Origin of the sequence: Arcanobacterium wilhelmae, assembly GCF_029632765.1 — a bacterium.
In the GTDB taxonomy this organism is placed as follows: Bacteria; Actinomycetota; Actinomycetes; order Actinomycetales; family Actinomycetaceae; genus Arcanobacterium; species Arcanobacterium wilhelmae.
In genome coordinates this window covers 198,107-211,175 of record NZ_CP121247.1, presented here as the reverse complement: position 1 = coordinate 211,175, position 13,069 = coordinate 198,107, and the positions used below count along the sequence as shown (strand labels likewise).

General features: G+C 61.7%; 9 protein-coding genes. 2 read left to right on the top strand and 7 right to left on the bottom strand.

Annotation, left to right across the window (positions count from 1 at the left end; genetic code table 11):
• Positions 1-203: 203 nt before the first annotated feature.
• The 6 genes from P8A24_RS00965 to spxB form a co-directional block, all read right to left on the bottom strand.
• Complete coding sequence (locus P8A24_RS00965; protein ID WP_278058814.1) at positions 204-1,400, bottom strand: hypothetical protein; 1,197 nt, start codon at positions 1,398-1,400, stop codon at positions 204-206.
• Positions 1,401-1,592: 192 nt separating this feature from the next.
• Positions 1,593-2,453, bottom strand: coding sequence for a hypothetical protein (locus P8A24_RS00960; RefSeq protein ID WP_278058811.1), 861 nt, complete (start codon positions 2,451-2,453; stop codon positions 1,593-1,595).
• A 51-nt stretch (positions 2,454-2,504) separates the two neighbouring features.
• Positions 2,505-3,209, bottom strand: coding sequence for an FMN-binding negative transcriptional regulator (locus P8A24_RS00955; protein ID WP_278058809.1), 705 nt, complete (start codon positions 3,207-3,209; stop codon positions 2,505-2,507).
• 259 nt (positions 3,210-3,468) lie between these two features.
• Complete coding sequence (locus tag P8A24_RS00950) at positions 3,469-4,329, bottom strand: hypothetical protein (RefSeq protein WP_278058807.1); 861 nt, start codon at positions 4,327-4,329, stop codon at positions 3,469-3,471.
• Between the two features lie 192 nt (positions 4,330-4,521).
• Positions 4,522-7,323 carry a bifunctional acetaldehyde-CoA/alcohol dehydrogenase gene (gene adhE, locus P8A24_RS00945; RefSeq protein ID WP_278058805.1) on the bottom strand — a complete coding sequence of 934 codons (2,802 nt, stop codon included), beginning with the start codon at positions 7,321-7,323 and terminating at the stop codon, positions 4,522-4,524.
• Positions 7,324-7,644: 321 nt separating this feature from the next.
• Positions 7,645-9,444, bottom strand: coding sequence for a pyruvate oxidase (spxB, locus tag P8A24_RS00940; protein WP_278058803.1), 1,800 nt, complete (start codon positions 9,442-9,444; stop codon positions 7,645-7,647).
• 459 nt (positions 9,445-9,903) lie between these two features.
• Between spxB and P8A24_RS00935 the strand changes: the two genes are divergently transcribed.
• The gene (locus P8A24_RS00935; protein WP_278058801.1) at positions 9,904-10,419 is read left to right on the top strand and encodes an O-acetyl-ADP-ribose deacetylase; all 516 of its coding nucleotides are present in this window, start codon (positions 9,904-9,906) and stop codon (positions 10,417-10,419) included.
• A 47-nt stretch (positions 10,420-10,466) separates the two neighbouring features.
• Here the strand turns inward: P8A24_RS00935 and P8A24_RS00930 are convergent, their stop codons facing one another.
• Complete coding sequence (locus P8A24_RS00930; RefSeq protein WP_278058800.1) at positions 10,467-11,411, bottom strand: quinone oxidoreductase family protein; 945 nt, start codon at positions 11,409-11,411, stop codon at positions 10,467-10,469.
• Positions 11,412-11,645: 234 nt separating this feature from the next.
• Between P8A24_RS00930 and P8A24_RS00925 the strand changes: the two genes are divergently transcribed.
• Positions 11,646-12,986, top strand: coding sequence for a hypothetical protein (locus P8A24_RS00925; RefSeq protein ID WP_278058797.1), 1,341 nt, complete (start codon positions 11,646-11,648; stop codon positions 12,984-12,986).
• Positions 12,987-13,069: the final 83 nt, after the last annotated feature.

The window sequence follows — 13,069 nt, the reverse complement described above, 5'->3', positions numbered from 1 at the left end:
TTGCGGTAGCGGTTGCTACCTTCGCACCCTAGTTTAGCAACCGACGTCGACGGCGGGCGGGGCCGGACGGCCTACCTCGCTCCCCGCGAACGCCGCGCCGGCTGGCCTGGCGGCCACTCGAAGCGTGTTGACGAGGCGGGGTTGGTATGCCAATTTTTGGCATACCAACCCCGCTTGAGCCCCGCTTAGTCTGAGCCTAGGAACTAGAAGGCACCGAGCGCTTCCGTAAACTCATCAGGATGGGGAGCCTGGATAGGGTAAGGGATACCCAATTGGCTCAATGGATCACTCACGAAAGCCACAGTTTTCCCCACGTATTTCTTCGGCAGCTGAAGCTTTCCAAGCAACTGAATTTGCTCAACCTTCCCCCAGTACGGCATGCCGTTCTCCTGGTAAATCTTTGTCGGCTCCGAAAGCTGAACAACCTGGAAAACGTTGGAGCCTCCATACATTTCAGAGGTGATGTACTCCTCGTCAAGATAATCCGTTGCTTTTCTCTCCTCCACTTTCCCAATAAACACGAATTTGTTCTGCAGGCGGGCCTTGGCGATCTTCCCCTCAATCGTGTTCGGCAGGGACGGGCTCGGGCGGCCAACATACCCCCATCCGCGCTCATAGTAATCAAGCAGGTCAAGGTCGGTAATGTTTGCCATCGCAAGAACTTCGTTCTCGGGCTCGCCAACCGCCTCAGACACATAGCGGGCACCTTGAACCGTCAGCCGTTGTGCATCGTCTTGCCCCTGAGAATACAACGCATTCACCTTCGAATTCGTGGTGACCAGCCAGCCTTCACTTTCCACGCCTTGCGCTGTGCTACCACGTACCCTCTTCGCATGGCCACTCGCGTCAGACGTATACACCACCGTATTTGTCTGCCCATCCATCTCGCCTTCTGCGTTCACCGCCATCATCACCAGCTCCGGAACGCCGTCCCCACTGAGATCCATCAGCGTATACTGCTCCGCCTCAACTGCACCGTCCACCTTCGGCCCGAGCTCGCGGAAATTCTTCAGCACCTCGCGATAACCATCCGCAACCAGCTCATTGGGCGAGCGAGTCGGCGTGGGTGTCGGCGTCGGCGAAACTGAGGGCTCCGCCGTCGCGCTCGCTGAAGCCGCCGCACTAGAGGAAGCACCAGCCGACGCCACCGGCGTCACCGGGGCCGACTGCGAAACTCCAGCCTGCGAGGCCGGCTCCTTACCACCGAAAATCGCGGGATACGCGAAAACGCCACCAGCCACCGCAACCGAGCCCACCACGGCCACAGCCGCCGCGATCCAGGCGGCACGCCGGTTCTTCACCTGCGCCGCAGCTGCCGCGCCAACCACGCCGTCACCTCCGGGTGCAGAAGAGGCCACCTCCTTATCAGGAATACCGTTATTCTCAGGAAAATCGTTCATGCGTGTGCCTCTTTCGTTGTGCATTGATCAGTATACCGACTCCTCATTTGCGGGCGGTTCGAGCGTCACCTGAGGAATCGGCAGCGCGCAAACCACCCTTCCCAGCGATGCTGACGCCCCCCTCTCGGGAACAGTTCCGACCCGGTGGAGCTCACCGCCCCTCCCGGGAACAGGCCCGATCCGGGACACGGGTCACTTGAGAACGACCACCATCGTAGGATCCGCCGACGGCTGGCCGACCGGCACAACCGCCTCGCTCGGCCACACAGTATTGTGAAAATCGAACGAGAAGACCACGCGTTTGCCGTCGTACTTTTTCCACTTGTCGAAGCGCTCTTCCTCCCAGAGTGTGTTACCCAGCCCAACGGCCTGAAGCTTGCGGAAATCATGTTCCCCCTTCGGCAGCCCGACCGCGCCGAGCCCCATCTCGAGAGGTTTGTCCAGGTAGAAGACGGCGAACTTCCCCGAGTTGGGTTCGCCGTTGTATTCACGCGAACCGGTGAGCGCTTCATTGGCAGTGAGCTCGTCTTGGACTTTCACCGTGCCGACGAGGACCGGCCGCCCGGCTTTCTCTTCAGCGGTGATTTTGCTGCTCACGGCTTTCGCCTCGGCCGGCGAAGCGAACATTGAGGCGTCGAGGTCCACGCCGTGTACTCGGAACGGCTCGGCCGTTTCGGCGGTAGTCGCGGACGGGCTCGGGTTGTTGGTTTCGGAGGCCGCCGAGGCCGAGGCTGTCGCTTGCGGCGAAGCGGGCGCTGAAGCGCTGGCCGACGCCGGGGTAGACGCCGACGTACTCGACACTGCGGACGGCGCAGCCTGAGGGTCATTCTGCCCCGAAATCATGGGATAGAGGAAAATCCCGGCGACCACTGCGGCGGAACCAACGAGCGCAACAGCACCGGCGATCATCGCGTCGTGGCGCTTTGCGGCCGACGCCGGCGCCGCGCCTCGTTGTGCGGCTTCGGCGAATTCTGGGGCTTTTTCTTGGGAAAACGCGGAGCCCTGCGACCCTGGCTCTGGTGTGGGCGTGGGCTTTTCAGGGAATTCGTTCATGCGTGTCACTCCTTTGTCGCTGTGCATTACTCAGTATATCGGTGCTTCCAGCTACTCGATGAATGTTGACGAACCGGAGGCGGGCGGGGTTGCGGCGCCGGTTACACGCACGTTTTCGATGCGACCGTCGCGGGCAACCGCCCACGGCAACGCAATATCTTCCATCAGGTCGGCGACGCCGGAGGCCTGCGGATCGCGGGCGCGCAGATTATCGATCGTGGTTCGGAGCGCCTCGGGCGAGAGGTTCTGGCTAAGCTTCGCTTTGCCCACTACTTCACAGACCTCCAGCTCGACACCGACATTCGCGCGCAACGCATGGCGTAGCAGAGCTTCGTCCACCTGCTCCATCCGCCATTGTGGCTCGAAATGCTCCACGATCCGGCGCATGTGCGCGAGCTTGAAGGCGTCATCGTCGCGGACCACGAACCTGCCCTTGAGGTGAACGGTCACATAGTTGAGCGTGGGCACGGTGGGCATGCGCGCGCCGGCGGGCTGCGGCGGAAAATCGAGCGCTGAGACGTGCGCAACTGGCCCGGTGACGATTACCATCGCTTCGCCGTCGTCGGCCCACTGCCGGTTTACCCGGTTGAAGTGCGCCTGCGCGAACAGCCGCCCACCCCGCTCTTCCAGCGAAAACGGGAGGATCGTGGCGTTCAGGCCGGCCTCGCCGTGCGAGACCCATTGCCCGATCGCCACGCTGCGCGCGAACTCGAGCGACGTTTCCCGATCAATCTCATGCTGCCGTGCCACATACATGCGCACCAGCTTACTCCGCGGTAGCCCCGACGCCGGTGGGGTATCCGACGTCGGAGGGTCGGGCCGGCGTCGAGAGACTCGTGCACAACTCCGTCAGTTCGCTCAGGCGTTGCTCTATCCGCAACGCCCCGCCCGATTGATTGAGTTCTGCACAAGCCGCGCTCGCTCCGGGCCCGGCGCTACTTCAGCACCGACGCCAAAGATCCTGGCCGTTTCCACCGCCATCTGCACTGACGGCAGAGAGTCCCTGCCGGAACTGTTACTTGATCACCGCAAGAACTTCAGGCTGTAGATATGGCTGTCCGAGCGGAACCGACGCTTCACTCGGCCAGAAACCTGCTTTCTTATCAACGCGCACAATCAGGTGCTTATCCTTGAACTTTTTCCACTTGTTATATTCGTCCACAAAGTACTCTGAATCGCCGAGGCCACTAGCAATCACCGGGCGTGTGTACTTCATTCCGCCGACTGCACCCAACGTCATCTTGACCGGCTTTTCGAGGTAAAAAATGGCATGCTTTGTGCTGTTCGGTCCCAGAATGTACAACCGGCGCCCGTCGATTGCCTCATTCGCGTCTAGCTCACCTTGTACCTTCACCGTGCCGACAAGCACTCGATCTCCAGCTTTTCGCACATCCTCAATCTTCTCGAACGTTGCCTTCGCTTCCTCCGGCGACGCGAACATGGAGGCGTCGAGCTTGACGCCGTTCACGTCGATCGGCGCCACCTGTTCCGCCGGAGTCGGGGTTGCGCTCGGAGCCGACGTCGCGCCCTTCAGCACAACCTTCGGCGAAGGGCTCACTTTCGCTCCTTGGGTGCCAGCCACGCTGGGCGTCGGATTTGCCGGCGCCGACGTCGTCGGGGCCGTGGCAGGCGCCGACGCCTGCGGTTCGTTCTGCCCAGTGATCACCGGGTAGAGGAAAATTCCGGCCACCACCGCCACCGAGCCGAGGATCGCGACGGCCGCGGCGATCAGCCCGTCACGGCGCTTTTTCTGTGACGCCGGGGCACCAGTGGAAGCAGCAGGTTCACCAGCATGCGGTTCAGGCGCGGGCGGGAACGTGCCTGTTGGAGTCTGGGACCGTTGCTCGGGCGCGGACTGGCCAGGGAAATTATTCATAGGCAAAACTCCTTGTTTGCTGTGCGGTCTCGAGTATACCGGCCACGCTCCCGGCAACGGTCTGCCAAACCACAAACCACGCCACAAAAACAGGCAACTCTGCAAAAAGCGGGCAGGGAGCTCAACGCTCCCCGCCCGCCGCACGCCGACCGGATCAGCAGAGTGATCGGCGCACTACCTCAAGACGCAAGATCACTTCTTCGTCTTGGCGGTCTTTGCCTTCGGCTCCTTGCCTGTCAGCGCAGCATCTGAAGCCTGGGCAGCTTCCTGGTTCACCGGGTCAGCTTCCGAACCGGTGAGGTCAGCCTGCTTGCCCTTCGGCTGCGCGTCAGCCACAGCCGCATCGGAGATCTCGCCGCCGCCGGCGGTGAAACCAACCACACCTTCGTAGGCGTCGTAGATGAGGTCGCGCAGCTCGGAAACGAGCGGCGCCTTCGGGTTCGCCGGGGTGCACTGATCCTCGAGAGCGAGATCGGCGAGCTTATCGACCTTCTCCTCGAGCATCTCGCGGGTCACGCCGTTCTCCTTGAGGCTCATCTTGATGCCCAGATCCTCAGCGAGCTTCGTCACCTCAGCGATCAGGTTGTCCACCGACTCCTCGACGGTGGCGCCGCCGAAGCCCATGAAGCGTGCGAAGTCTGCCAGATCCTGGTCGGCACGGTAGTGCTCGTACTTGGGGAAGATCGCGTGCTTGTACGGCTTGGTGGCGTTGTACTTGATCACGTGCGGCAGGAAGATCGCGTTGGTGCGGCCGTGCGCGATGTTGAACTCGCCGCCGATCTTGTGCGAGAGCGAGTGGACAATTCCGAGGAACGCGTTCGCGAACGCCATACCGGCCATGGCCGAAGCGTTGTGCATGACTTCCTTGGCGTCCTTATCGCCCTCGAGAACCGACTTGCGCAGGTTCGCGAAGATCATCTGGGCTGCACGCAGCGACAGGCCACGCGTGTAGTCCGAAGCCATCGTCGACACGTACGACTCGATCGCATGGGTCAGCGCGTCCATGCCGGAATCAGCTGCGGTGCGCGGCGGCACCGAATCGACGTACTGGGCGTCCACGATCGCCACGTCCGGCGTGATCGCGTAGTCCGCGAACGGGTACTTCACATGGTTCTCGGAATCGGTGATCACCGCGAACGGGGTGCACTCCGAACCGGTACCCGACGTCGTCGGGATCGCCACGAACTGAGCCTTGCGGCCGAGCTTCGGGAAGCGGTAGGTACGCTTGCGGATATCCATGAACTTCTGCTTCATGCCGAAGTAGGAGCTCTCCGGGTGCTCATAGAACAGCCACATGGCCTTCGCGGCGTCCATCGGGGAACCGCCGCCGAGGGCGATGATGCAGTCCGGCTTGAACTCGTTCATGAGCTGGGCGCCGCGGAACACGGTGTTCGAGGTCGGGTTCGGCTCAACGTCCTGGAAGATGTTCCACGCAACGTCGTCGCGGCGCTGCTTGAGGTGGTTGATGAGCACGTCCACGTAGCCGTTCATCACCATGCCCGGGTCGGTCACGATGAACACGCGGGAAATGCCCTGCATCTTCTGGAGGTACTGGGTGGAATAGCGCTCGAAGTAGGTCTTCGGCGGAACCTTGAACCACTGCATGTTGTTGCGCCTTTCCGCAATACGCTTGACGTTGATGAGGTCGGTGGCGGACACGTTGTGCGACACCGAGTTGCGGCCGTAGGAACCACAGCCGAGGGTGAGCGACGGAACGAGGCCGTTGTAGACGTCGCCGATACCGCCGAGAGCCGACGGCGAGTTGACGATAATACGGCAGGCCTTCATGCGCAGGCCGTAGGCCTGCTCGATGTCGCGATCCTGGGTGTGCACGACGGCGGTGTGGCCCAGGCCGCCCATCTTGAGCAGCTTTTCTGCCACGTCGAAGCCTTCGACGTCGTCCTTAACGGTGGTGAAGCCGAGCACTGGGCAGAGCTTCTCGTGTGCGAAGGGCTCGTCGTCGGAGACTTCGTCGAGCTCAACGAGGAGGATCTTGGTGCGCTCGGGCACGTCGATTCCGGCTTCCTTGGCGATGCGGCCGGCGCTCATGCCGACGACGCCGGGGGCGATGGTGCCGTTGTCGCGAACCATGAACGCGGCAAGCTTCTTCTTCTCGTCTGGGGTGACGATGTGGCAGCCCATTGCCACGAACTCGGCCATGAGCTCGTCCTTGATCTCCTCGTCGATCACGAGGCACTGCTCGGATGCGCAAATCATGCCGTTGTCGAAGGTCTTGGAGATGATGAGGTCGTTCACGGTGCGTTTGATCTTGGCGGTCTTGTGAACGTAGACCGGAGCATTGCCCGGGCCGACGCCGAGGGCCGGCTTGCCGGTGGAGTACGCGGACTGGACCATGCCTGCGCCGCCGGTAGCGAGCGTGAGGGCGATGGTGGGGTGGTTGAGGAGGCTCTTGGTGGCGTCGAGCGAGGGCTGCTCAATCCACTGGATGCAGTTCTCCGGAGCGCCAGCCTTCACGGCCGCGTCGAGCATGACCTGCGCCGCCGCCGTCGAGCACTGCTGTGCCGAGGGGTGGAACGCGAAGATAATCGGGTTGCGGGTCATGATGGAAATGATGCACTTGAACATCGTCGTCGACGTCGGGTTGGTGACGGGGGTGACGCCCGCGATCACGCCGATCGGCTCGGCGATCTCGGTGATGCCCTTCTGCTTATCTTCCTTGATCACGCCAACCGTGCGGTTGTACTTGATCGAGTTCCAAATGTACTCGGTGGAGTAGAGGTTCTTCACGGCCTTGTCTTCGTAGAGGCCGCGGCCGGTTTCGTCGATGGCCTTGCGGGCGAGTTTCTGGTGCTGGTCGGTTCCGGCGAGTGCCATCGCGTGCACGATCTTGTTGATTCGCTCCTGATCGTAGGAGTCGAATTCTTCGAGAGCGACGCGCGCCTTCTTGGCGAGCTCGTCGATCATGGCGGTGATGTCGGACTGCTGATCCTTCACAGCTCCTGAGGTCGTCTTTGCCTTTTCCGTGGGAGTCATGATTCTCTTCCTTTTCTGGACAATTGAGGTTTTGCCGGCGACGGGCGCCGCCCTCGTTGTCTTGCACATTCACCCTATCGAGGGTGAACAGTTGTGCGCGATGGGAGAGAAAGTGGCGGAATACCGCCGTTTGAAAATATTGTGCAAAAGTTTTCAGCGAGTTGGCGCGGTTTCCGTGGCCACCTCCCTAAGTCCTACGAGAGGCGGATTTTTCAGCGGAGTTTAGGTATTTTTTGGGGTAAAGGTCCCGGAAACGGGACGGGAGGCCTACCCGCTGACTGCGGATAGGCCTCCCGTGAGTTATTCAGTGACGCGTGAAACTCAGATGTCCGAAACCGACTTCTCGAGCTTCGTGCCACCGTCAACATCGCCAGCCTCGAGCTTCTCGAGGATTGTTGCGATCGGGGTGAGATCTTCGGCGTCGAACTCTGTGAGGAAGGCATCCACGTCAATGTTGCCGCGAGCAAAGCGCTCCACTGGCAGGAGGCGATCATTCGTAATCTTGACGTCGATCACCACCGGCTCCTTGGTGCCCTTGACTTCCTTGATGACCTGCTCAAACTCAGCGCCAGTGTGAACGGTGTAGCCCTTCACGCCGAAGCCTTCCGCTACCTTGGCAAAATCAATATCCGACAGATCGATGCCCGAGTGTGGCTGCTTCGTATCGTCCTGCTCAGCCTCAATAAAGCCCAGCGACTTATTCGTGAACACCACGTTGATCACGGCCGCGTGCTCGTCGCGCTGCGCAACAAGATCCTGGCTCATCATTGCGAAAGCACCGTCGCCCGAGAGCGTCCACACCTCGCGCTCCGGGAACACACGGGCGGCCGCGAGACCAGCAGGAATGCCGTAACCCATGGTGGCGTACAGCGGCGACGTGGTGAATGTGCGGTCCTTGCCCATGTTCAGGAAGCGGGCGGTCGCGATATTCACGTTGCCGACGTCGACGCCGAACACAGCGTTATCCGCAGCGTGCTCGTTGATCACCTTGTAGATTGGCTCGAAGCGGGCCGGCGCTTCGTCGGCGCGCTCGGCGTTCTTCGCAATCCACGCATCCCACTCGCGGCGGTCCTCAACCATGGCGTCGTACCAGAGTTGATGCGCCGACGTCAGGTCCTCACCGTTTTCCTTACGCGCCTTGACCTCGGCGAGGAGCTGACGGAGGAAGGTCGGGGCGTCGGCGAGGATGCCGACGTAAGCTGGGTGGCGATCGCCAAGGACCGACGGGCGCAGGTTCACGTCAATGAAGGTGGCCTGCGGATTGAATGCCGGGAACTCGAAATTGGTACCGATGAACAATACTTCCTCGGCGAAACGTGCCCCCTCAACGCCAGGCTTCGTCGAAACGCGGCCGGTGGAGAGCATCCACGCCTTCTCGTCACCTTCGAGGATCGGCTTGGCGAGGTACGTGGAGCCGAGCGGCACCTGGAGCAGGTCGGACAGCTCGCGCAGCTCGTCGGCGGCGCCGGCCGCTCCCTGACCGAAGTAGATGTAGGGGCGCTTGCCGTTAATCAGCAGGTCAGCGGCTTTCTTTACGTCCTCGGCGCGGGCGGAGCGATCCCACTCAGGCGCGGCGAAAACGCCGGCCGACGGAACGTACGTATCCTCGATTTCCGCCCATGCGAGATCTTTCGGAATGACGACGACGGCGACGCCACGCTTCTCGTACGCGGCCGAGATCGCCTTGTCGATCACCATCGGCAACTGGGCGGCGGTCATGACGGTACGGTTGTACACCGAAACGTCGGCGAACATGGGGTTCTCCGGCATCTCCTGGAAAAAGTCCTTGTTCATGTTGAACGTGGGGACCTGGCCGATGATCGCGAGCACCGGGATATTGTCGATCTTGGCGTCGTACAGACCGTTGAGCAGGTGGACTGCGCCCGGGCCGGCCGAGCCGAGGGTCACGCCGATCTTCCCGGTAAGCTTTGCTTCGGCGACGGCGGCAAGTGCGCCTGCCTCCTCGTGACGAACGCCGACGTAGTGGATACGATCGCGGAAGTTGTAGATCGAGTTCATCGTGGAATCGAGCGAACCGCCCGGAAGACCGTAGATGTTCTTTACTCCGTAGGCCTCAAGGACCTTCATCATTGCGTCGCCAGCGGCGATCATCTGAGCCATTGTTCATTCCTTCCCTCGGAGCTCGCTTGCGGCGGGCTCGGTCTCGGGCGGCTGCACCGCCTCGCTTTATGCTTGAATCTTAAACAATAAAAAGTGCAATTGTCTAGCCGAAGTTAAAAATTCAATCATTCTCTTGTCTGGCAGTGACAACGGAGCCATCCACAAAAACATTCCCACCGGCGCCCCGACGTCGGAGAGCAAGCCAGCACACCCGGCGGACTCGTGCACAACTCAATCAATCCCGCGAGGCGTTGCTATATCAGCAACGCCCGAACGAACTGACAGAGTTCTGCACGCGAGAAAGTCAGAACTGAACGCAAGCCAGCTCACCGGAAGCTCCCAACCAGAGCCGGCCCCAACGTCGGGTGTATGTAAATGAGCCGCAAATCATAGTGATACGCGGCATTTTTACGCCTCCCCCTCTTACTGAAAACGTGCGTCGCACATAATGTTGTTGGCATGGAGATCGAAATCCGACGCACTGACATCACGAAGGTCCACGCAGACGCCATCGTGAACGCCGCGAACTCCACGCTTCTCGGAGGCGGTGGGGTCGATGGCGCGATCCATCGCGCCGGCGGCCCAGCAATCGGCGCAGCCTGCAAGCAGGTGCGCGCAACCACGCTCCCGAACGGCCTCGCCGCAGGCGGCGCCGTCGCCACCACTGCCGGCAAACTCCCAGCCACCTGGGTGATCCACACGGTCGGCCCAGTGTTCTCCCGCGAAGAGGACCGCTCCGAAACTCTCGCATCGTGCTACCGCGAATCCCTGCGCGTAGCCGAGAGCCTCGAGGCCCACACCATCGCGTTCCCGCTGGTCAGCGCCGGAGTTTACGGCTGGCCGATCGAGAGCGCCGCACAGATCGCCGTCGACGCCATCCGCACCCACGGCGGCGATTTCCACGTCATCTTCGCAGCTTTCTCCGACGACGTCGAAGCGGCACTGACGAAAGCCCTCGCCTCAGTGCCGGCGTAACTCTAGCGCAGGCGCCTCAACTTGCCGAACACACCAGCGTCGGCGCCCTACTCGAAACTGACCACGAACTTTCCGTGCGTGTCCTTCGCCGCGAGCGCAGCCCAGGTAGCTGGGAGCTGGTCGAGCGTGATCGTGGTGAACGGGAGCGGCGCACCCGCTTCAACGAGTGCGGCGGCTCGCGCATAGTAATCGCGCGCTTCGGCGTCGGACAGGATGAAGTTCGTATACCCGAGCATCGAAATGCCCTTCGTGCGGAAAATCGACGTGGTGAAGTTCGCGTTCGTCCGCGCGCCCGAGCCAATCTGCACCCAGCGGGCGCGGTTGTTGAGCAGCGGCATCATGCGTTCCACGTACGGGCCGGAGAGCTGATCGAGGACCACATCGACGCCGGCCGGCGCACACTCGGCGAGGACGTCGGCGATCTCTGGGGCGGCTGGATCCTGTGTAACGAAGCCGTCGAAGCCCGCCGCGCGAACCGCCTCCAGCGCCTGGGCGCTGCGAACCATGCCCACAACTTTCGCCCCGGTTTCAAGCGCGGCACGGGCGGCAAGCAGTCCGACGTTCCCGTTTGCGCCGGTCACGAGCACCGTATCCAGCGACGACGTTCGCGCAAGTTCCACCGCGCCCACCGCCGCAATACCGGGCACGCCGAGCGCGGCCGCCGTCGGCGAATCGAGATGATCAGGAACCGGAGCTGTGAACGCTTCCGTCAGGTCCACCTGCTGCGCGAAAGCACCCGCAGGAGGCTGTGGGAGCTGGAAGTACACGCGCTCGCCGTCCGCAAGCTGCGCGACGCCGGAATAGCCGAGCACGTCGCCGTCGGCGAAGGCCCGCTTGAAGAACTTTCCGGAGCCGATCGCAAAATCGATCGGGTTGATCGCCGCGGCCAGCACGCGCGCCGCACCCTGCGGCGCCTCGCGCTCCTCGAGCACCGGCTGGCTGTCGCGAATCGTTGCGTAACGCATCGCATCCTCACCTTCTTTTTCTGCCATCTCGATGTGGCCAGCGAACATGTACCGCGCACAAGCGGCGACACATGGAGTATACCGCGTCGCCAAGCGCTGTCGCGGGGCAGGAAAGTGTAGTTCTTCTCTACGCATCGGACACCTTTCGCCTGCACGAGTTTGACGACTTCAGCTTGCACACACCCGGCAATGCGCCGAACCGCGGAAAGCGGCACGAGGCCCGAGTATGATTTTCCGCGAAAGCACAACAATCCAAGGAGCATGATGTCTACTCCCACGTCCACGCGCGCCCGGCGCGACAAAATGATCGCCGCGGCCGTCGCCATCATCGGCTCGATCGCCGTAGTTGCCGCCATCTTCCTCTACCCCGTTTTCTTTGGTGCGAAAACTCCTACCAGTAACGCAAGTAGCGCACCGGCGTCGGCAAACGCGCAAGCCGCGGCAGCCTACGGCGCCGTTCTCGATTCCGTCAAAACGGAAAAGCTTTCCTACCAGGGCAAGCAGGCCGACAAACACGAGTACACGATCTACAAGCTCAAAGGCGCGCCCGCGCCGGCGATGCTGGTGAAGGGCACGATCGACAACGGCACCGACCAGCCCACCGGCATCGTGCGCATCTACTCTGTTCCCGACGCCGGCGCTGCGGCTAGCCGTGCGGGCGCGACTACTGGTTCGGACGCGACTGGCGCCCCGGCGTCGTCGGAGGCTCCGGCGTCGTCGGAGGCTTCGGCGTCGGCGAACGCTTCGGCGCAGCCGGGGACCCCAAAGGCTACCTACCTCAACGAGGAAATCTACGTTGGATACACCGGCAGCAAGGATTCCGAGGGCGGCTACGGGCAGCTCCACGCCGCAAAGGACGGCAGCGCGCTCTACTGGGCGCACGGCGGGTCCGCTGGGATCAGCCAGTTGGACGAGATCACGTTTACCGACAACGGGCTCGCCAAGAAGCAAAAGTCGGATGTTCCGCAGGATCCGATGTCAATCAGCGAGTGGGTGCGGGCGAACGCTACCGAGCTGAGCTATTCCGACATTGCCGACCGCGGCTTGCTTGAGAAGCTCGCCTCCACTCCCGACGACGGGGCGAGTGCGGCGCCGAGCGCTTCGGTGAGCGCGTCTGCCGAAGCCGGTGACGAGTTCGCGGACGTGTTCGCGATGCTCGAGGGGAAAACATTCTTTTTTGCCTCGGGAGCAGGCGCCTGGAGTACGGACACAGAATTCAAGAAGAATGGCGAGTTCGAAGGCGGCTGGCACGACACTGATCTCGATACGACCTACAGCTCATCCTTTAAGGGGAAGCTCACAGTGGTGAAGAAAGTTGACGACCTGACCTACAAGCTTCGCCTCGATTCGATCGAGAGCACGAGCAAGCCGGGTGTGACTACTGATAAGGACGGGCGCAAGTATGAGGTGACCGACGGCTACTACGGCTGGGACGGCGGTAAGAATTACACGCTTCGGTTGCCTGGCACGAAGTTCTCCACTCTCCATGAAGACGAGAAGCCGTGGATTTCTTCAACGACTGGCCTATCGGATGGCTCCACCATAGACAAGCTGTCGATCTACAGCGACGAAGCCCACTACGGAATGCTCGAAACAGACTAAATCCCTCGAGCGGGAAAGAGGAGGGCCCGGCGGATTCGCCGGGGCCCTCCTCCTCTCCTTTTCGGAGATAGAGTTCCGTTTAC